The following is a 20,460-nucleotide window of genomic DNA, read 5'->3' on the forward strand; positions in this document are numbered from 1 at the left end:
GATGCGTGTGTCCCCCTTCCTCCAGATCCTGACCGGCTTCATCATCTGGTCGGCGGCCTTTCTGTTGCTCTACGCAACCCAGGCAACCGGATGCCATCTGGGATGGCACGAGCTCGATATCGGCCCCGTCTCAGTCCTCCGATTGTTGCTGACCACAATCTTCGTCCTCGTCCTTGCGCTGCTTGGCGGACTTTTCTGGTCCGCGAGGCAGGTCAAGGACCGCTCAGCAGACACATCTGAAACGCTGACACAGATCGCGACGACGGTTCATATCGCGGCCATCGTCTCGACCCTGATCACCTTTTCCGGATTGTTCTGGCTCACCCTCTGCTGAGGAAGCCGCGCGGGCCTTGCCAGCATTTTCCTTTGGAAACTGGCGCATAGGACAATCTTAACCAAGTAAATTCAGGTAAATCTTAAGGACCAAATGCTCAGATACTCCCCCAAGGGAGAACCCATCATGCGCATCATCGTTTCTGCTTTCCTATGCCTTTTCATGACCTGCGTTGCCGCACCGGTTTGGGCGGCCAACCCGGAATGGAGGGCAGCACGGGCTACGGAGCAGGTGCGCTACACGCTCGACAAGACCACCTGGATCCCTCTGCGCAAGGGCATGTCCGTGCCGAATGACGCGTGGATCTCGACCGGGCCACGCGGACGCCTTCAACTCGTGCGGGGAACGGAGAGCATCGCCTTCCAGCCGAATACACTGGCCGCGATCTTCACCCGGGGTGACAATCAGAACCGAAAGACCGAGGTCGTCCAGCAGGTCGGCGAGATCAGCCTCGAAATCGAAAAGCGGTTGCAGCCACATACCACCATCCAGACTCCCTTTCTCGCTGCCGTCGTGAAGGGCACGCGCTTTACCGTGAAGGTCGGAAAGATCGATGCGGCCATCGCGGTCGATCGCGGGCTGGTGCAGGTGACCAGCTTCCGGAGCGGCGAACGCAGCAATCTCGGCGCGGGTCAGGGTGCGCGCGTGGATGCGTCCGGCATGACGGTTGCGGGGCTGTCGCAAAAACCAGCCATCACGCGCGTTGCTCCCTCCGCTCCCGCGCTCAGGGCATTCGGTGCGACCGCCACCACCACAGACAATCAGTCTGACACCGCCTCAACGAAGGGTATCAGCGCGTCCGACGGGAAGGCGGGTGGGAACAGCAACAGCGGCGGCAACGGAAATGGAAACGGGAACGGCAACGGGAACGGGAACGGGAACGGGAACGGAAACGGAAACGGAAACGGGAACGGGAACGGAAACGGGAACGGAAACGGGAACGGCAACGGCAACGGGAACGGCAACGGGAACGGAAACGGCAACGGAAACGGAAACGGGAACGGCAACGGGAACGGAAACGGCAACGGGAACGGAAACGGCAACGGGAACGGGAAGGACAAAGGCGATGACGATGACTGATGCCGGTTGTCCGCATCCCCTTCCACTTTCGGACGGCTCATGACGTCTGATCGCATCCCATTGCGCAGCAGCCTGTCTTCTCTGATCTCCCTGCGCATCGCCATGATCGCTCTGATCATAGGGCTTCCGTTCGCGCTCCCGTCGCTTTCCTTCGTTCGGCATCTCGACAACCAGTTGCTGGACTTCAGGGCCACTACGGCGCCGAGAAGTGCGACGGGCAACTTCGCCTTCGTTGCGATCGACACCAAGAGCCTGACACAGGTCGGGACCTGGCCTTGGCCCCGCGAGGTGCATGCAGAGCTGGTCGACAAGCTGGTCAGTGCCGGTGCCCGCGACATCTTCCTCGATATCGATTTCAGCACGCCGTCGAGGCCGGAAGGCGACGCGCGGCTCGCTCAGGCGCTCTCGGATGCCGGCGGCGGCGTGATCCTGCCGATGTTCCGTCAGCCGTTCGGTGCGCGCTCCGGCGATCCGCTGGCGCTGACGGCACCACTCCCGCTCCTTGCCGAGCATGCATGGCCGGCGCTGGTCGATGTGTCGCTCGATCCGGACGGGCTGATGCGTTCCTTCCCCGGCATGGAGATCATTGACGGCATTCCCACTCAATCCGCACCCGCCGTGCTTGCCGGCTACAGCAATGCCCGCACCGGCCGGCTGAAAATCGACTTCTCCATCCGGCCCGAGACGGTGCCGACCTATTCGGTTGCCGACGTCCTGTCCGGTGCCGTGACAGGCGAGAGCCTCAGGGACAGGTCGATTGTGGTCGGCGCCTATGCCACGGAGCTCAAAGACCAATTCGCTGTACCGGTCTATGGTATTCTAAGCGGCCCCATGCTGCATGTGCTGGCTGCAGAAACCCTGGTGCAGGACCGCCTGCTGACGCCCGTGCCCATCGAGCCGATCGCGCTTCTGCTGGCCGCACTGATCATCGCCTATGCGCTCACCCTGCGTCGCCTCCCGCTTGCCGTGCCGATCGCCGCGTCATTCGCCCTTCTGACGATCGCGGAGGCGGCGGTCTTCCTCCTGTACAAACACGAAGCGCTGGTGATTTACACGGCGACCTTGTGGATCATGCTCGCCTGCGGCCTGATCATGTTGATGGCCGAGAAGATCGACCTGAGCGGCTGGCTCGCCGAAATCGCGATCACCGAGAACCGCGATATCCGGCGCGTTCTCAAACGGGTGATCAATGACAGCGTCGATCCGGTGATCGTGCTCGACCAGAAACTTACCCTCCTCGACGCCAGCCAGACGACATCACGGATGCTGGAGCTGGACGAGCCGATCGCGCACGGCACGCATCTCGCGGAATTCGTTCCCGACGCCATTCTCGACGGCGTATTGCGGCTGGAAGCGAAGCATCTGGCGGAGCCTCATCGGGTGCATAGCGACCAGTTCGAAGTCGACCTGTCCGCACCGACGCGAAACCGGCACCTCGATGTGGTGATCACCATATCGCCCTTCGAGAGCCTCGGAGGTCAGGGGCTCTCGGCTGTCGGAACGCATGTGGTCTGCGTGACCCTGAGGGACGTCACGGCGCGCCGGCTCTACGCGGCCAAACTTGAGGAAATGAGCCGGATCGACGATCTGACCGGACTGCTCAACCGGCGGGGCCTCACCGACGCCATGGTCGAGACCGGGGGCGATTTCACAATCTTTGCCATTGACCTTCACCGGTTCAGCCATCTCAACGAGACACTCGGACGCCAGAAGGGCGACAGCGTCCTGCAGGCTGTTGCAGCCCGACTTCGCCGCAATCTGGGAATGAATGGGCTGGCCGCACGCATCGCGGGTGATGTCCTGTGTTTCGCGGCGCCGGGGTCCAGGACGCGCGAAGGGCTGGAGGAAACTGCTGAACAGTTGCTCGCCCTCTTCGACACACCCTTCGGCGTGGACGGGATCAAAATCCAGATCAACGTGCGGGTGGGCGCCTGCAGTGGCTCCTCCGATCTGGGCGATCCCGGCAAGTGGATCGAAGCGGCGGAATTCGCCTTGAGCGACGCCAAGCGCGTCGGCGGCAGTGGCTTTCGAGCCTATGAACCGGCATCGGCCTTGCGCCGGACCCGCTCGCGACTGCTGGAAGCGGAAATGCGCGGCGCCCTTGATCAGGGACAATTCTTCCTGCTCTATCAGCCGCAGGTCGCGCTGGCCTCCGGGCGCCTGATCGGAGCAGAAGCGCTCTTGCGCTGGCAGCATCCGACGCTCGGCATGATCTCGCCGGGCGAGTTCATCGGCATCGCAGAAGCGAACGGCTTCATCTGCGATCTCGGTCAGCACATGTTCAAGGAAGCCTGCCGCGCGGCCATGTCCTGGCCCGCGCATGTCAGCGTCGCCGTCAACATCTCACCGGTGCAGTTCCTGCGCGGCGACGTGCTTTCCGACATTCGACAAGCCCTGACCCTGAGCGGGCTGGCACCGCATCGTCTGCATGTCGAAATCACCGAGTCGATCTTCCTCGAACGGTCCGACGACCTCTTGCTGAAACTGGGTGCCCTGCATGCGCTCGGCGTGTCGATTGCGCTCGACGACTTCGGCACCGGCTATTCCTCGCTCAGCTACATCTCGAATCTGCCGCTCGACAAACTGAAGATAGACCAGTCCTTTGTTCGCGACATGGTGAGCGATCCATCTGCACAGGCCATTGTGCAGGCGGTCAGCACGCTTGCCCATGGCCTGGGGCTGAAGGTCGTATGTGAGGGGATCGAGAACGCCTTGCAGAGCGAAATGCTCGCCGCGATGGGCTGCGAGGAAGGACAGGGCTACCTTTTCGGGCGACCGCAATCGGCCCGGCAGATCCTCGAAGTGGCGGCAGCCCACTCGCTGTTGCCCGATCCCAAACTTTCCGGCATTACCGACCTGGCGCGGGCCGTGTAAGTACGAAGACTGCACAGACAAGAAGGATCACGCCGATCAACAGCTTAAGCCAAAGCTGCGGCGGTCCGAAAAACAGCACGATCCCGTAGCTCAGCGTCATCAGCGAGACCGAGGCGAGTTTTGCCCTTTGCGCGATCGCACCTTCCCTGCGCCAGTCGAGGAGAGGCTGACCATAGCGCGGATGGTCGATCAGCCATTGCTCGAAACGCGGTGAGGACCGCGCGAAGAGAGCTGCCGCAAGGATCATGAACGGGGTGGTCGGGAGCACCGGCAGGAAGACACCGATGACGCCGATCGCCACCATCAGCCAGGCACAGCCAAGAATGAGCAGGCGCATCGGGTTCCCTTCGCTGGCGGACATTGCATCCACCTGAGATATGGCATGATTCGGATCTGCCAAGGATTTTGAGGATTGTGGCAAATGCGGCGATTTTTCGTTTGCGCCGCAACAGGCTGAAATGCATCCTTGTCCCGTAATCACACCGTCAGGAAATACAACTCCCATGTCCAAGGTCACCATCGTGCTCGGCGCCGGTATCATCGGCGTTTCCACTGCCATCCATCTCGCCCGTCGCGGGCGGTCGGTGGTGCTGGTGGATCGCCGCAGTGCCGGCGAGGAGACCTCGTTCGGCAATGCCGGCCTGATCCAGCGCGAGGGCGTCGTGCCCTACGGCTTTCCGCAGCAACTCGGCATGCTGATCCGCTACGGCTTCAACAACCGCATCGACGCGCATTATCATGCAAGCGCGATGATGAAGCTCGTGCCCTTCCTCTCGCGCTACTGGTGGCATTCGAACAAGAGCCGCCATCAGGCGATCGCCAAGGCCTATGCACCGCTGATCGAAAACTCGATCAGCGAGCACCAGGACCTGATCCAGGCGGCCAAAGCCGAAAACCTGATCCGCAAGGACGGCTGGATGGAGATTTTCCGCACCACCGGCAAGCGCGACGCGGAACTGGCCGAAGCGGAGCGACTGGCGCGCGAATACGGCGTGAGCTACCGGGCCTTGAGCCGCGAGGATCTGGCGAAGGAAGAGCCGCATATTCGCGGCGATTTCGTCGGCGGGCTGAAGTGGAATGATCCGTGGTCGGTGACCGACCCGCAGGGACTGACCAAGGCCTATCTCACCTATTTCCAGTCCCTCGGCGGGCGCTTCGTCAAGGGCGATGCAACGACCCTGGAAACCGGAGCCTCCGGTCAGGGCTGGAAGGTCAAGACCGATGACGGCATGGTCGAAGGCGATGATGTGGTGCTCGCGCTCGGTCCCTGGTCGGAAGAGGTCACCCGCAAGTTCGGCTACCGTTTCCTGCTCGGCGTCAAGCGCGGCTATCACATGCATTATGCGCCAGAAGGCAATGCCGTTCTCAACAACTGGACGATGGATGCCGAGCGCGGCTATTTCCTCGCGCCGATGGCAAAGGGCATTCGCCTGACGACCGGCGCGGAGTTCGCAAATCGCGATGCGCCGAAGTCACCGGTCCAGCTGGCGCGGGCGGAAAAGGTGGCACGCGAGATCTTCCCGCTCGCCGAACGTCTCGACGCCGAGCCCTGGATGGGCGCGCGTCCCTGCACACCCGATATGATGCCGGTCATCGGCAAGGCGCCGCGTCATGAGGGCATGTGGTTCGCCTTCGGCCATGCCCATCACGGCCTCACACTCGGTCCGGTCACGGGTCGTCTGATCGCGGAAATGATGGATGGGGAGAAGACATTCATCGATACAAGTGCCTGGGGTCCGCAGCGTTTTCGCGCGTGACCGTCGAATTTTCGCCAGCCCTCTTCGCAGGGGGGCTGGCCTTTTTGACGCCGGGGTGGTAGTCAGAGCTCTTAATTTGATCAAATTGTTTCCCAACGGAAACAGGTCGGACACCAAGACGCATCGCCAGCATGCGGCCGGCCGGAGGGATCAGGAAGAAACGGGCAGTGGCATGCGCCGGTGTTTGATCCATAACGCGAAAAGTGTCTACCGTTAGCGGATAGGCATCTGCTCGCGCTTTACAGCGTGCTTCGAACCCGAACGACATCAGCCACACGGTGACCCATGGACATGGCCGAACAGGCCCGCGAATTCTTCGCGGCAAATCCCGATATTGAAGTACTCGAAGCCTTCGTCATTGACGTGAACGGCGTGCCCCGTGGCAAATGGATCCCGCGCGAGCGCGCCATCGACGTCTTGACCAAGGGCATGGCGATGCCGCGCTCGGTTTATGCGCTCGACGTCTGGGGCCGCGACGTCAACGCCGCAGGGCTTGCCGAAGGCACCGGCGATCCCGACGGCATCTGCTTTCCCGTGCCCGGCACACTGTCCCGAGTCACCTGGCTTTCGCGCCCCACCGCGCAGGTCCTTCTCCAGATGCACACCCAGGAAGGTGAGAGCTTCTATGCCGACCCGCGCCAGGTGCTCGGCCATGTGCTCGATCGCTTCAAGGCGGCCAAGCTGACGCCCGTCGTCGCGACCGAACTCGAATTTTACCTGATCGACCCGGTGCGGTCGGCACTCGACCCGGTGCGCCCGCCGAACACCCGTGACGGCCGCTGGCATACGGGCCAGACGCAGGTGCTGTCGATCTCCGAACTGCAGGACTTTGAAGAGGTCTTCCACGGCATTTCGACCGCCGCACGCGCGCAGAATGTGCCCGCGGATACAACGCTGCGCGAAAACGGCCCCGGCCAGTACGAAATCAACCTCAACCATGTGCCGGATGCGCTGGCGGCCGCCGACTATGCGGTATTGCTCAAGCGCATCGTCAAGGGCGTCGCTCGCGCCAACGACCTCGATGCGACTTTCATGGCCAAGCCCTATGGCATGCAGGCCGGCAGCGGCATGCATGTGCACTTCTCGATCCTGAACGACAAGGGCGAGAACATCTACGTCGGCAAGGATGGACCGTCAGATGCGCTGTTCCACTCGGTCGGCGGGCTTCTGGAAAACATGGGCGAGAGCATGGCGATCTTTGCGCCGCACCAGAATTCCTATCGCCGCCTGCGGCCGTCCGAGCATGCTCCGACCTATGCGTCCTGGGGCATAGACAACCGCTCGGCGGCAGTGCGTGTCATCACCGCTTCCAGGCCGGCCACCCGCATCGAGCATCGCGTCGCTGGCTCCGACACAAATCCCTATCTCGTCCTGGCGATGATCCTCTCTGCGGCACTTGCCGGCATGAAGGAAAAGCTTTCGCCGGGTGGTGCCATCACCGGTGACGAACACGCGGTGAATCACGAACCCCTGCCGACGAACTGGGACTATGCGCTGCAGCGGTTCACCAAGTCGAGCTTCGCCTATGCGGCGCTGGGGCCTAAATACAGAAGCCTCTATTCCGCCTGCAAATATCAGGAACTCTCCGAGTTTTCATTGCGTGTGACCGACGTCGAATACGACGCCTATATCCGGACCGTATGAGGTGATCCCCATGAACAAGTCGATCGGACCCAATCCCGGCCATGCGGCCTCCTATTATGCGGCCTCTGCCCGTGACAAGCGCGTGCGCCCGTCGCTGGACGGCGAACACACGGCCGATGTCTGCGTCATCGGCGCCGGCTTTACCGGCATCTCGGCAGCGCTTGAGCTGTCGGAAAAGGGCTATGCCGTCATCGTGCTCGAAGCCGATCGCATCGGTTTCGGTGCATCGGGCCGCAATGGCGGGCAGATCGTAAACGGCTATAGCCGCGATCTCGAAACAATCGCCAAACGCTATGGTCAGGACCGGGCGGATCGGCTGGGCGAGATGTCGCTCGAAGGTGGCCGGATCATTCGCGAGCGCGTCGCCAAATACGGGATCGAATGTGATCTCGTCGAGGGCGGCTTCTTCGCGGCTTTCACCGACAAGCAGGTGAAGGAGATGGCGGAGGTCCGGGCGCACTGGATGAAGCATGGCCATGACGGTCTGGAAATGGTGTCCAAGCCGGAGGTGGCGAAATATGCCAGGACCGACCGCTATGTCGGCGGCATGATCGACCGTCACGGCGGCCATATCCATCCGCTCGATCTCGTGCTCGGCGAGGCGGCTGCAGCCGAAAGCCTGGGCGCGAAGATCTTCGAGAACTCGAAGGTCGTGCATCTCGACACCGGCCCGCAGCCTTTCGTCTGCACTGAAGGCGGGATCGTCAAGGCCAAGCACATCCTGGTCTGCGGCAATGCCTATATGGCCGGCATTGCGTCGAAGGTGACCGAGAAAATGATGCCGGTCTCCAGCCAGGTCATGGCGACCGAGCCGCTGGATGCAAAGATGATCGAGGAGCTATTGCCGGCGAATTACTGTGTCGAGGATGCCAATTACGTCCTCGATTATTACCGTCGAACGGCCGACAACCGCCTGCTCTATGGCGGCGGCATCGGCTATGGCGGCCAGGACCCGAAAAACCTGACCGGCGTGATCCGGCCGAACATGCTGAAAACCTTCCCGCAGTTGAAGGACGTCAAGATCGACTTTGCCTGGAGCGGTAATTTCGCACTGACGCTGACGCGCATCCCGCATATGGGCAAGCTTTCCGACACGGTCTACTTCTCGCATGGCGACAGCGGCCATGGGGTGACGACCACCCATCTGCTCGGCAAGATCCTGGGCGAAGCCGTACATGGTCAGATGAGCCGCTTCGACGTCTGGTCGTCGCTGCAGGCCTATCCCTTCCCGGGCGGCCGCATGTTCCGCGTGCCATTCACGGCGCTCGGTGCCTGGTACTACGGTTTGCGCGACAAGCTCGGCGTTTGAGGAGAGAAGAGATGGCCCGTACAGTCACCGTCGCTGCGACCCAGATGGCCTGCAGCTGGGATCTTCCTGGCAACATCGCCCGGGCCGAGAAGCTCGTGCGCGAGGCAGCCGCCCAGGGCGCGCAGATCGTGCTGATCCAGGAGCTGTTCGAAACGCCCTATTTCTGCCAGGACCAGATTGCGGAATTCTTCGATCTGGCCAAGCCTGCGCATGACAATGCGCTGATCGAGCACTTCGCAGCACTTGCCGAAGAACTTGATGTGGTGATCCCCGTCAGCTTCTTTGAAAAGGCGGGGCAGACCTTCTTCAACAGTGTCGCCATCGTGGATGCCACCGGCGAGGTGCTCGGCATCTATCGCAAGAGCCACATTCCTGATGGTCCCGGCTATACCGAGAAGTTCTACTTCTCGCCCGGCGACACCGGTTTCGAGGTCTGGGAAACGCGGCATGCGGCGATCGGCGTCGGCATCTGCTGGGACCAGTGGTTCCCGGAAGCGGCGCGCGCCATGGCGCTGCAGGGGGCGGAGCTGCTTTTCTATCCGACCGCAATCGGCTCAGAGCCGCAGGATGCGAGCCTCGACAGCAGTGGGCACTGGCAGCGTGTGATGCAGGGCCATGCGGCCGCGAACATCATGCCGGTCATCGCGTCGAACCGCATCGGCAAGGAAGACGGCCGCAAGGGGACCTCGCTCACCTTTTACGGCTCGTCCTTCATCTGCGATCAGACCGGCGCGATGGTGGCGACGGCAGACCGGGAGACCGAGACCGTGCTGACGGCGACTTTCGATCTGGACGGCATCGCCCGGCAGCGCGCCAGCTGGGGCCTGTTTCGCGATCGTCGCCCCGAACTATACAGTCCGCTGATGGGCCATGAGGGTTAGTCAGCGCTTACGGCTTGCGTGCATCATAGGCCTGCTGCGCGGCTAGCACCGTATCCATGTGCTCTTCGGCCCAGTGGGCCAGCAGGTTGACCGTTTCCCCCAGCGTGCGCCCGAGCGGCGTCAGCGCATATTCCACCGTGACCGGAACAGTTGGAAACACTGTGCGTGATATCAGGCCGTCCCGTTCCAGCTTCTTCAGGGTCTGGGACAGGACCTTCTGCGATATGCCGGTAATATCCCGCCGCAGGTGATTGAAACGCACCGGCTCCCCGTCCAGCCGGTCGAGGATCAGCAGCGCCCATTTGTCGCCGAGCCGGTCCAGCACATGCCGTGTCGGGCAATTCTCCTGATAGACGTCATAGCCAAACTGCATATCCGTTGCTCCTGCGGCACTCATGGGGTCCCCCAAGGGGACATGCGGTTTCCGAAGGGAAACCATGTGACCTGAAAGTGCCTTCTTTCCCGATTTCTCTGAGTGCGTATATATCAATTCGTAAGCTGGTTTCCAAATGAAACCTTCACTCAGCGAATTAAGGGACAGCAAGATGCCGAAGAAAATCCTCGTATTGGGCGCCACTGGCAATGTAGGCAGCCATCTCGTCAAGACACTCGTTGCCAAGGGCGAGACGGTCAAGGCGGCCAGCCGCTCGGGCAAGGCGGTCAATGGCGCTGAAGGCGTCGCTTTCGATCTTGCCGACCCTTCCGGTTTTGCGCATGCTTTTGACGGCGTCGATCGCGCCTATATCATGCTGCCGGGCGGTAGCGTGGCGGTGAAAGACCTGCTTCTGCCGGTCGTCGAGGCCGCAATTGCCGGCAAGGTGAAGATCGTCTTCCAGAGTGTCCTGGGCGTCGATGCCGATGACAGCATCCCCTATCGCCAGATCGAGATCCTCATCGAGAAGTCCGGCGTGCCCTATGTCATCCTGCGTCCGAACTGGTTCTCGGATAATTTCCACACCTTCTGGAAAGCCGGCATCGGCCACGGCCAGATCGCGCTTCCGGCCGGCAACGGCAAATCGAGCTTCATCGATGCCCGTGACATTGCCGATAGTGCGGCAGCTGCCCTGACCTCAAGCCAGTTCGACGGCCGGGCCTTCAACCTCACCGGCCCGGAAGCCCTCGGCTATGCAGATGCAGCCACGATCCTCTCCGGCGCTATCGGCAGGCCCGTAACCTACAGCGCCATCAGCGACGACGCCTTTATCGGCATATTGACGGGTGTTGGCGTGCCCGCCGACTATGCCGGCTTCCTTGCCTCGATCTTCCATCCCGTGCGCGAAGGCTGGACGGCTTCAGTGACGCAGGATGTCGAAACGCTGACGGGCAAAGCCGCTCGTTCGCTTGCCACCTATGCCAGCGATTATGCTGCAGCCTTGAAAGCGTGAGTTTTCGGGAAGGCGCCGGAGCGGGTCGTCTCAGCCCTGATCCGGCGCCACCTGTTGTGCCAGACCATCAAGGGCCGCAGAGACGATAGCGCCGAGCGCCTGATCGATGGAGACCGTTAGCACGCCCGCTTCCCCTGTCGGCACTTCAAGTGTGGCCAGCTGGCTCTCGAGCAGGCCAAGCGGCATGAAATGACCTGTCCTGGCTCCCATGCGCTGATTGAGGAGATCGCGCGATCCCTCGAGATAGACAAAGGCGAGGCGTCCGCCTGTCGCGGCGCGCAGGTGGTCGCGGTAGATCTTCTTCAGCGCCGAACAGGAGACGACGATCCCCTCGCCGCGCGACAAGGCATCTGCCATGCGCTTGCCGATCACACTCAGCCAGGGCCAGCGATCCTCATCGGTCAGCGGCGTTCCCTCGGCCATCTTCTCGACATTGCTCGCGGGATGCAGTGCATCGCCCTCGATGAAGGGCAATCCAAGCCGCGACGCCAGCGCCTCGCCCACCGAGGACTTGCCGCAGCCGCTGACGCCCATGACGATGATGGCCTGCAGAGCGGCTGGCCCATTTTCTTGCGGCATTCTCTTCCTCTTCAAGCACCCTCACCCAAGGGCCGTGACAATAGGAAGGTTCAGGCGAAATGCAATCCGCTCTCGCTGGACGTCGCGTCTCTGGCCGCCGTCCGATCCCTGGCCGGCAGTCTTTCTGCCCGAATGGCTGCCGCAATCTTCTCCGCCATCATGATGACCGGGGCATTGGTATTGCCGCCGATCAGGCGCGGCATGACGGAAGCGTCGACAATGCGCAGCCCCTCGATGCCCATCACCTTCAGGGTCGGATCGACGACTGCACGATCATCGGAGCCCATGCGGCAGGTGCCGACGGGGTGGTAGATCGTGTCGGCCCGGGCACGGATGGCGGCGTCGAGTTCCATGTCAGACTGGCCGGCGGGATAGAGTTCCTCTCCACGATACTTGTTGAGTGCCGGGGCGGCCATGATGTCCGACATCATGCGCGCGCCCTTGCGCAGGGACACGAGGTCGCGCGGGTCAGACAGAAAGGCGGGGTCGATGAGCGGGGCCGCATAGGGATCGGCACTCGCCAGCCGCACGGTGCCGCGGGAATGAGGGCGCAGCACGCAGACATGGCAGGAATAACCATGCCCCCAATGCATCTTGCGCGCGTGGTCGTCGACCATGGCGACGACGAAATGCAGCTGGATGTCCGGCCGGTCGAGAGCCGGATCGGTTTTCAGGAAGGCACCCGATTCCGCGCAGGTCGACCGCAAATGTCCCATGCGCTCGGTGCGCCATTCGTTCGCGGCCCGGATCAGGTCGCCCGTCGCCATGATGCCCATGCCGAACATATCGGTGTCCGGCGAGCGGAAGATCATCGTATAATCGAGATGATCCTGCAGGTTGGCGCCCACGTCCGGGCGATCGAGCACGACAGAAATGCCGAGCGATTTGAGATGTTCTGCCGGGCCGATGCCCGAGAGCATCAGGATCTGCGGTGATTGCAGGGCGCCCGCCGACAGCAAGACTTCCCGGCTCGCCCGGACGACACGATCTTCCTTGCCCAGACGATAGGCGACGCCGACCGCCCTGCCCCGCTCGACAATGATGCGCGATACATGCGCCTCGGTAACCACTGTCAGATTGCGCCGCATCATCACGTCATGCAGATAGGCTGCGGCTGCCGAGCATCGCTCGCCGCGCTTCGGTCCGTTCCAGAATTGCGTCGCCTGGTAGACGCCGGCCCCGTCCTGTTGCGGACCGTTGAAATCCTCGTTCTGCCGATGGCCGTTCTGTTCGCAGGCCTTGAGGAAGGCCTGGTTGATCGGGCGCGTCCAGTTCTGATCGCAGACCTGCAGTGGACCACCGCGCCCATGCAGATCGTCTGCACCGCGAATATTGTCCTCTGACTTTCGAAACCAGGGCAGCACATCATTCCAGGACCAGCCGTCGCAGCCGAGTGCGGCCCAGTCGTCGTAGTCGCGACTGTTGCCGCGCACATAGAGCATGGCATTGACGAGGCTCGAGCCGCCAAGACCCCGCCCCCGCGGCTGGTAGCCCCTGCGACCATCGAGGCCCGGCTGCGGGACAGTCGAGAAGCGCCAGTTGCCGCTTTTGACATAGCCCGGAATGACGGCTGCAGCTGCCATCGGCACGCGGGCGAAGATGCCGTCTCCGCGACCTCCGGCTTCCAGCAGGCAGACAGTGACGGACGGATCCTCACTCAGGCGCGCCGCCAGCACCGAACCTGCCGAGCCGCCGCCGATGATCACGTAGTCGTACATGCTCTCTCCCCAGAGACCCCGGCAGCACGGCAATTCAGCCGTGACGCCATTAAGCAGACTTATATTGCCGTGGACGTAAGCGTAGCATAGCGGCGGAGGGACGCAAGGCGGGGGCAAACGCTTGTCTCGCAACGAAAAAACCCGCCTTGCGGCGGGTTGATCCAGGTTTCGACTGTCGCGTTGTCAGGCGGCCGGGGCGCGCCTCACATTGCGCGGCTCCAGATCGTCTATGCCCAGCAGGAAATTGATCTGCGGGCGCGCCTTGACCAGATCGTCGATCGTGTATTGCGAGAGCACGTCGAAGAATGCATTCAGCGCCTTGCGCAGAGCGGAGTTCAGCCCGCAGCTGTCGATCAGCGGACAATCGACGTCACCGTCGTCCTCGAAACATTCCGCCATGGCGAAGCTGTCCTCGGTGACCTTGACCACATCGAACAGCGTGATCTTCTCGGCGGGGCGCCCGAGGCGCACGCCACCGTTTCGGCCACGCACCGTCTCGACCAAACCGGCCTTGTTGAGGGGCTGCAGGATCTTGAAGAGGAAGAGCTCGGATACCCCATAAGCGCGCGCAATCTCCGGGATGCGGCTCAACTGGTCGGAATTGGCGGCGCAATACATCAGCATGCGCACGGCGTAATTTGTCTGCTTTGTCAAACGCATGCACGATTCCTCTGTTTTGTTGGCCTTATATAGCCGCTTTTGCAGTTTTGAACAATTCCAAAATACTCAAGTTCTGACCTCACGTGTTTGTGATTAAAGTCGAGTGCAATTGACAGCTTATCTCAATTCATGAATATGCGCCTCAACAATCATGACCAGGAGGCCCTACATGACCCATGCTCGCGCACTCGCACTCGGCGCCGTTTCGGCGCTCGCCCTTTCGGCCGGTGCTGCCTTCGCCGAAGGTGAAGTCAACATCTATTCCTACCGCCAGCCGGAGCTGATCCAGCCACTGATGGATGCCTTCACCAAGGAGACGGGCATCAAGACGAACGTGCTCTTCCTCGACAAGGGCCTCGTCGAGCGCATCACCGCCGAAGGCGCCAACTCCCCTGCCGACGTCATCCTGACGGTCGATATCGCGCGCCTCACGGAAGCCAAGGACGGCGGCGTGACACAGCCGCTGAACGACGACGACATCAACAGCCAGATTCCGGCCCAGTATCGCGATACCGATGGCAACTGGTTCGGCCTGACGACCCGTGGTCGTGTTCTCTACGCCTCCAAGGACCGCGTCTCCGAAGATGCGATCACCTATGAAGAGCTCGCCGATCCGAAGTGGAAGGGCCGCATCTGCATGCGTGACGGCCAGCACTCCTATAATATCGGCCTTTTCGCTTCGATGGTCGCCCATCACGGTGCTGACTACACCGAGAAGTGGCTGGCTGGCCTGAAGCAGAACCTCGTCAAGAAGCCTGATGGCAACGACCGCGCCCAGGCCAAGGCGATCCATGCGGGCGAGTGCGATCTCGGCCTTGCCAACACCTATTATCTCGGCCTGATGCAGACCAACGAAAAGGAGCCGGAAGAGAAGGAATGGGCCAAGTCCGTCAAGGTTCTCTTCCCGAATGCCGCTGATCGCGGGACCCATGTCAACATTTCCGGCATGGCGCTGACCAAGAATGCTCCGAACAAGGACAATGCCGTCAAGCTGATGGAATTCCTGGCCTCGGACGAAGCACAGACCATCTATGCCGAACAGGTCTTCGAATATCCGGTCGGCCCGAAGGCCAAGGCCTCCGACATCGTCACCGGTTTCGGCGCGATCAAGGCCGATACGCTGCCGCTCGTCGACATCGCGGCAAACCGCAAGACGGCTTCGGAACTGGTGGACAAGGTCGGCCTGAACGAAGGCCCGACGCAGTAAAGCGTCCGGCAAGAGAAAAAACAGCAGAAGGGGGCGGTCTCGACCGCCCCCTTCTCGCATTTCAAGACACCATATCGTCGTCTCGGTTTATCCGATGCTGGCGACTAGGACCCGCCTGATCCGACAGAGCGGGCGTGATCGTCGATTGCCTTGCGCCGCTCGGCCGTGCCCGGATGGGTGGACAGAAATGACGAATCCCCGCCGGTACCGAGCTTTTCCTCGAGTTGCGCAAAGAACTTGCCGATAGCCCGCGGGTCGCGTCCCGCCTTCGCCATAAGCTCGACCGAAATACGGTCCGCCTCGCTTTCCGCGTCGCGCGAGTGCGAGAGCGTCATCAGGGCTGCACCATTGGTCAGGATATCCTCGCCGGCAGCGCCAACATCGCCCGCGATCAGCATGATCAACCCGGCCATACCGGCGGCACGATAGAGCTGGCGCAGCGAATGATCCCGCTCGACATGGCCGATCTCATGCGCCAGCACCCCGATGACCATATCCATATCGCCATCCACCAGTTCGATGAGTTCATCGGTGATGACGAGCGTGCCATCCGGCAATGCGAAGGCATTGGGGCCGATGACACCGCCATGGCGGAAATTCAGATTGTAGCCCGCGCGCCCGCGCGACGCGTGATCGGCCATGCCGTTGAAGGCCGCGCGGATTTCGGCCTGCCGGGCATCCGGCAGCGTGCTGTCGTCGAAAACCGCCTGATCAAGCGAGAGCAAGGTGCCGCTTGCCATCCAATGGGTCACCGCCGGCGGTGTGACCAGCACGGCAAGTTCGACCAGCGCCGGCACCGCATAACGGTAGATCAGACCTGCAAACAGGAATACGGCGAGCACGAATGCAAGCAAACGCGGGTGAAAGCGTTCGAGTTCGTGGACAAAGCCGCTTTTCCCCTGTCGTTTCAGCCAGAGATCCACGGCGTCGTTGTCTTCGGTCTCGAACAAGGAACCATCGACAAAGCTGATCCTGCGGGGGATGCGGCCGACCCTTGCGGATATCTCCATGCGGGCCATGTCTCCGACAGAGACCGGATCGCCCCATGCCGCCAGCCGGACATAAAGCGTCTTGCCCTCCCCCAGCAAGTTTGCCGGCTCCGCGCGGCTCGAGCCCGGCGGATGCCAGCGGCCGGAGGCGATAGGCTTGTTGTCAGAAGCCAAAGTCGAACCCTTCGAGATCGAGATATTCGGCCGTCACGGCCGAGCCGGAATTCTGCATGGAGGCTACCACTTCGCCAAGCTCGCCATCGACCACGATGCCGGAATGCTCGATCACATAGCGGTGCTCGCGCACGGCCGCCCAGGGGCGCATGAGGCTGAGGGTGAGGACCGTGACAACGAGATTCGAAATGACGATCCAGAAGTAGCGCAGCCGGCCGAGATCGGAGAACAGGGTATGGCGGGTATCGAAGCGGGTGGCGTTCATCACCACGTTGCGGACCCCGATGCGGTAGAAAATCGCGGCCACGCCCCACAAAACGAGCGCGGGGACCAGTGCGCCGTAGATACCCAGAAGAAGATGCATTTCCGGATCCGTGCTCGCATCGGCGCCTTCCACCACGCTGTAATAGGCCATCACGCCGAGAAGGCCGGCGACGGCTGCACCCACCACCATCAGCAGGAAGGCCGGCAGCCAGACGCGATAGAGCGCGCCGATCTTCGGGTCGGTCTCAAAGGCGCGGCCACCGTAGCGCAGGTTGTTGAAGATGTAGCGATAGAGCCAGCGGCTGGCGAAAGGCGCCAGGATGCCGAGCGAGAAGAAGGCGATCAAGCCACCGAAGATGATCGCGACAAATGCAGCCCAGGTCTTGCCGACAAAGTCGAAGCGGATGTTGCGGTAGCTCGTGACCCGCGCGTTGAAACGCAGACTGCGCATGACGATCCAGGGCAGGAGGAAGAACATCAGCAGGGTCAGGATGCCGCCGGCGATCGGGCTGAGCGTCAGAAGCACATTGTAGGCGATGATATAGCCGAAGACGATTGCGCGGCCGATGAAGATCTGCATGCCGCGGGCGTGGTAGTCGAAGGAATGGCCGTCGACGAAGGAGTTGCCGTAGAAATAGCGGTTTCGACGCACTTTTGCCCAGGCCGAATAAATGCCCAGCGTGATGATGGTCAGCAGGATATTGACGATCCAGATGCCGAAATACTCACCGGCGCTGCCGCGAAACTCGCCGCGACGCAAAGCATCCGCTCGCCCGAAAACTGCCTGTTGCATGAAATGTCCTTCGTGAAATCAAATCGAGCACGCCGCTATCGCCGGCGACACGCGCCTGAACATTGATCACGAGACATCCGCGCACTCAAGTGCGTTGCGACACTCTCGAAGTCGATCTGGCCATGGGTGCAGGAGGCGTGGTGAGGTTCCCCGCACAAACAAAATCGCCACCCGGTCTTTCGACCGGGTGGCGCAATTCAGAGCCAGCGCTGTTGCTGCTTATTTCATGGTCGGCATGACGAATTCGGCGCCGTCCTTGATGCCCGACGGCCAACGGCTGGTGACCGTCTTGGTGCGGGTCCAGAACTTGATCGAGTCCGTGCCATGCTGGTTGAGATCCCCGAAGGACGAGGACTTCCAGCCGCCGAATGAGTGGTAGGCGAGCGGAACCGGGATCGGCACGTTGATGCCGACCATGCCGATGTTGATGCGCGAAGCGAAATCGCGGGCGGCGTCACCGTCGCGGGTGTAGATCGCGACGCCGTTGCCGTATTCGTGCTTCATCGGCAGGTCGAGGGCTTCCTCATAGGTCTTGGCGCGGACAACCGAGAGGACAGGGCCGAAGATTTCGGTCTTGTAGATGTCCATATCGGGCGTGACGTTGTCGAACAGGCAGCCGCCGACGAAGTAACCGTTCTCGTAACCCTGCAGCTTGAAATCGCGGCCATCGACGACGAGCTTGGCGCCGGCTTCGACGCCACTGTCGATCAGACCACGGATGCGCGCCTGGGCTTCCTTGGTGATGACGGGGCCAAGATCGGCCTTGTCATCGGTGTAGGGGCCGATGCGCAGGGATTCGACCATCGGGGTCAGTTTTTCGATCAGGCGATTGGCGGTTTCCTCGCCGACCGGAACAGCCACGGAGATTGCCATGCAGCGTTCGCCGGCCGAGCCGTATCCCGCGCCCATCAGAGCCTGGGCGGCCTGGTCGAGATCGGCGTCCGGCATGATGATCATGTGGTTCTTGGCGCCGCCAAAGCACTGGGCGCGCTTGCCGTTCATTGCAGCCGTGCCATAGACGTAGCGGGCAATCGGAGTCGAGCCGACGAAGGAGACGGCCGAGACGTCCGGGTGGGTGAGAATGCCATCGACGGCCGACTTGTCGCCATTGACGACGTTGAGAATGCCGGCGGGAAGGCCTGCCTCGATCATCAGTTCGGCGAGGCGGATCGGAACGGACGGATCGCGCTCCGACGGCTTCAGGATGAAGGCATTGCCGCAGGCGATGGCCGGGGCAAACATCCACATCGGGATCATCGCCGGGAAGTTGAACGGCGTGATGCCGGCGCCGATGCCAACCGCTTGCCGAATTGAATACATGTCGATGTTCGGGCCTGCCCCCTCGGTGAACTCGCTCTTCGACAGATGCGGAATACCGATGACGAATTCGCAGACTTCCAGGCCGCGGATGATGTCGCCCTTGGCGTCTTCAATGGTCTTGCCGTGTTCGCGCGACAGGATTTCCGCCAGCGCATCCATGTTGTCGTTCAAAAGGGCGACGAACTTCATGAAGACGCGGGCCCGGCGCTGCGGGTTGGTGGCGGCCCACTTTGCCTGAGCGGCCTTGGCGTTCTCAACGGCGGCGTTCAGCTCGTCGGCGCTGGCGAGCGAGACTTCGCCCTGCACTTCGCCGGTTGCCGGATTGTAGATGGGCTGCTTGCGGCCCGAGGTGCCGGCGACGTGCTTGCCGCCGATAAAATGACCTACCTGGTACATGGGTTTCCTCCTGAATTGTTGTGGAGGCAGTATGCGCTTTGATTTTCACAAATCAACACGATGATTTCCGCATCCGTTGTGCGCAGATTGAAGCAATCAGTCGATTTCACCTCCACAGGGACGCCTCCATCAGTGCGCGATGGGCGGAAACTCCAGCCATGACGCCGGACGCGCTGGCGAGCGTGGCATTGTGCATGGGAGTTGCCGCGTCGCCGGCGGCGAAAACGCCCGCCATGCTGGTGCAGCCCATCTCGACCTTGATATGAAAGCCTTGTGGCCCCTCCTCCAGTTCCAGGCCGAGCTGGGATGCCAGCGGCGAGGCGATGGACACTTTCGATTGGGCGAAGAGGGCATGCACTTCCACGATCCGGCCGTCCGCCAGCCGTACGGCTTCCAGCCCCTGTCCCTCGCCAATCAGTTCAACCACGCGTTCCGTCTCCATCGTGACACCACGGGCGACCAGCAGGGCCTGCTGCTCTTCGTCGAAGGTGACGCCGGGCTCAACGAACATGGTGGTCGGGCCCCAATCCGGCAAAAGCCCGCCCTGATGGGCCGCGAGCGGTGACGAGGCAAGGATGCCGATCGCGCGCCCGCCGATTTCGTAGCCATGGCAATAGGGGCAATGGAGGACCGTGCGGCCCCAGCGCTCGGCAAGTCCCGGGATCGACGGCAGGGTATCGGTGACGCCGAGGGCGAGCACGAGCACCTGCGCCTCGACGACACGGCCGTCAGCCATTTCGACCCTGAACCCGCCCAGGGAGCGCTCGGCACTCTGCGCCTCCCCTTCCAAAAGAGCAAAGTTCGGATAGCAGGCAAGCTGCTCCAGAGCCCGGCGGCGGATTTCTGATGGCGCCACTCCGTCCTGTCCGAGGAAGCCATGCGAGGCTTCCGCAAAGCGATTGCGCGGGAGCGCCGCATCGATCAGCAGAACCTTGCGGCGGGCGCGGGTGAGCTGCATGACAGCCGAGAGACCGGCGAAACTTCCACCCACGACGACAGCATCGTACTTCATGCGAGACCTCATGTAACTTTTGATGTTATGTATCTTGTTAAGTTACGTGAAGCGCGGCGTCAAGTCATGCCACTCGACTTGTTG

General features: G+C 61.8%; 18 protein-coding genes. 9 read left to right on the top strand and 9 right to left on the bottom strand.

Annotated elements, in window-relative coordinates; translation table 11 throughout:
- Position 1 precedes the first annotated feature (1 nt).
- The 3 genes from LJE98_RS01740 to LJE98_RS01750 all read left to right on the top strand — a co-directional run bounded on the left by LJE98_RS01740 (position 2) and on the right by LJE98_RS01750 (position 4,288).
- Positions 2 to 334 carry a hypothetical protein gene (locus LJE98_RS01740; RefSeq protein WP_229573003.1) on the top strand — a complete coding sequence of 111 codons (333 nt, stop codon included), beginning with the start codon at positions 2 to 4 and terminating at the stop codon, positions 332 to 334.
- Between the two features lie 126 nt (positions 335 to 460).
- Positions 461 to 1,414: a FecR domain-containing protein gene (locus LJE98_RS01745; protein ID WP_229573004.1), complete on the top strand. Its 954-nt coding sequence runs from the start codon at positions 461 to 463 to the stop codon at positions 1,412 to 1,414.
- Between the two features lie 39 nt (positions 1,415 to 1,453).
- Positions 1,454 to 4,288, top strand: coding sequence for an EAL domain-containing protein (locus tag LJE98_RS01750; protein ID WP_229573005.1), 2,835 nt, complete (start codon positions 1,454 to 1,456; stop codon positions 4,286 to 4,288).
- Here LJE98_RS01750 and LJE98_RS01755 read toward each other — a convergent pair.
- Entirely contained in the window at positions 4,263 to 4,625 is a 363-nt protein-coding gene (locus LJE98_RS01755) for a YbaN family protein (protein WP_370660374.1), read from the bottom strand. The genes LJE98_RS01750 and LJE98_RS01755 overlap by 26 nt on opposite strands.
- Positions 4,626 to 4,791: 166 nt before the next feature.
- On the opposite strand from LJE98_RS01755, the gene LJE98_RS01760 reads away from it, so the two are divergent.
- The 4 genes from LJE98_RS01760 (at position 4,792) to aguB (ending at position 9,879) form a co-directional block, all read left to right on the top strand.
- A complete protein-coding gene (locus tag LJE98_RS01760; protein ID WP_229573007.1) occupies positions 4,792 to 6,045 on the top strand; it encodes an NAD(P)/FAD-dependent oxidoreductase in 1,254 nt (417 codons plus the stop codon).
- A gap of 285 nt (positions 6,046 to 6,330) precedes the next feature.
- Entirely contained in the window at positions 6,331 to 7,689 is a 1,359-nt protein-coding gene (locus tag LJE98_RS01765; protein ID WP_229573008.1) for a glutamine synthetase family protein, read from the top strand.
- A 10-nt stretch (positions 7,690 to 7,699) separates the two neighbouring features.
- Positions 7,700 to 8,998, top strand: coding sequence for an NAD(P)/FAD-dependent oxidoreductase (locus LJE98_RS01770; RefSeq protein WP_229573009.1), 1,299 nt, complete (start codon positions 7,700 to 7,702; stop codon positions 8,996 to 8,998).
- Between the two features lie 11 nt (positions 8,999 to 9,009).
- A complete protein-coding gene (aguB, locus tag LJE98_RS01775) occupies positions 9,010 to 9,879 on the top strand; it encodes an N-carbamoylputrescine amidase (protein WP_229573010.1) in 870 nt (289 codons plus the stop codon).
- A gap of 7 nt (positions 9,880 to 9,886) precedes the next feature.
- On the opposite strand, the gene LJE98_RS01780 is transcribed toward aguB, so the two are convergent.
- Complete coding sequence (locus tag LJE98_RS01780) at positions 9,887 to 10,252, bottom strand: winged helix-turn-helix transcriptional regulator (protein WP_229573011.1); 366 nt, start codon at positions 10,250 to 10,252, stop codon at positions 9,887 to 9,889.
- A 172-nt stretch (positions 10,253 to 10,424) separates the two neighbouring features.
- Between LJE98_RS01780 and LJE98_RS01785 the strand changes: the two genes are divergently transcribed.
- The gene (locus LJE98_RS01785; RefSeq protein WP_229573012.1) at positions 10,425 to 11,264 is read left to right on the top strand and encodes an SDR family oxidoreductase; all 840 of its coding nucleotides are present in this window, start codon (positions 10,425 to 10,427) and stop codon (positions 11,262 to 11,264) included.
- 30 nt (positions 11,265 to 11,294) lie between these two features.
- Here LJE98_RS01785 and LJE98_RS01790 read toward each other — a convergent pair whose 3' ends face one another.
- From LJE98_RS01790 to rirA, 3 genes are all read right to left on the bottom strand, one after another.
- Positions 11,295 to 11,843 (bottom strand): gluconokinase, encoded by a 549-nt coding sequence (locus LJE98_RS01790; protein ID WP_229573013.1) that lies wholly within the window; start codon positions 11,841 to 11,843, stop codon positions 11,295 to 11,297.
- A gap of 50 nt (positions 11,844 to 11,893) precedes the next feature.
- Positions 11,894 to 13,561, bottom strand: coding sequence for a GMC family oxidoreductase (locus LJE98_RS01795; RefSeq protein WP_229573014.1), 1,668 nt, complete (start codon positions 13,559 to 13,561; stop codon positions 11,894 to 11,896).
- A 183-nt stretch (positions 13,562 to 13,744) separates the two neighbouring features.
- On the bottom strand, positions 13,745 to 14,221 hold the full coding sequence (gene rirA, locus LJE98_RS01800; protein ID WP_229573015.1) for an iron-responsive transcriptional regulator RirA: 477 nt from the start codon (positions 14,219 to 14,221) through the stop codon (positions 13,745 to 13,747).
- A 169-nt stretch (positions 14,222 to 14,390) separates the two neighbouring features.
- Between rirA and LJE98_RS01805 the strand changes: the two genes are divergently transcribed.
- The gene (locus LJE98_RS01805) at positions 14,391 to 15,428 is read left to right on the top strand and encodes a Fe(3+) ABC transporter substrate-binding protein (protein ID WP_229573016.1); all 1,038 of its coding nucleotides are present in this window, start codon (positions 14,391 to 14,393) and stop codon (positions 15,426 to 15,428) included.
- Between the two features lie 104 nt (positions 15,429 to 15,532).
- Here LJE98_RS01805 and LJE98_RS01810 read toward each other — a convergent pair whose 3' ends face one another.
- The 4 genes from LJE98_RS01810 to LJE98_RS01825 form a co-directional block, all read right to left on the bottom strand.
- Positions 15,533 to 16,591 carry a M48 family metallopeptidase gene (locus LJE98_RS01810; RefSeq protein WP_229573017.1) on the bottom strand — a complete coding sequence of 353 codons (1,059 nt, stop codon included), beginning with the start codon at positions 16,589 to 16,591 and terminating at the stop codon, positions 15,533 to 15,535.
- Positions 16,581 to 17,648 (bottom strand): YjgN family protein, encoded by a 1,068-nt coding sequence (locus LJE98_RS01815; RefSeq protein ID WP_229573018.1) that lies wholly within the window; start codon positions 17,646 to 17,648, stop codon positions 16,581 to 16,583. Before LJE98_RS01815 ends, LJE98_RS01810 begins: the two co-directional genes overlap by 11 nt.
- 219 nt (positions 17,649 to 17,867) lie before the next feature.
- Positions 17,868 to 19,364 (bottom strand): CoA-acylating methylmalonate-semialdehyde dehydrogenase, encoded by a 1,497-nt coding sequence (locus LJE98_RS01820; protein ID WP_229573019.1) that lies wholly within the window; start codon positions 19,362 to 19,364, stop codon positions 17,868 to 17,870.
- A 106-nt stretch (positions 19,365 to 19,470) separates the two neighbouring features.
- On the bottom strand, positions 19,471 to 20,376 hold the full coding sequence (locus LJE98_RS01825) for an NAD(P)/FAD-dependent oxidoreductase (RefSeq protein ID WP_229573020.1): 906 nt from the start codon (positions 20,374 to 20,376) through the stop codon (positions 19,471 to 19,473).
- Positions 20,377 to 20,460 lie beyond the last annotated feature (84 nt).

The sequence above is a fragment of the Rhizobium sp. 'Codium 1' genome (genome assembly GCF_020889605.1).
GTDB lineage: Bacteria > Pseudomonadota > Alphaproteobacteria > Rhizobiales > Rhizobiaceae > Allorhizobium > Allorhizobium algae.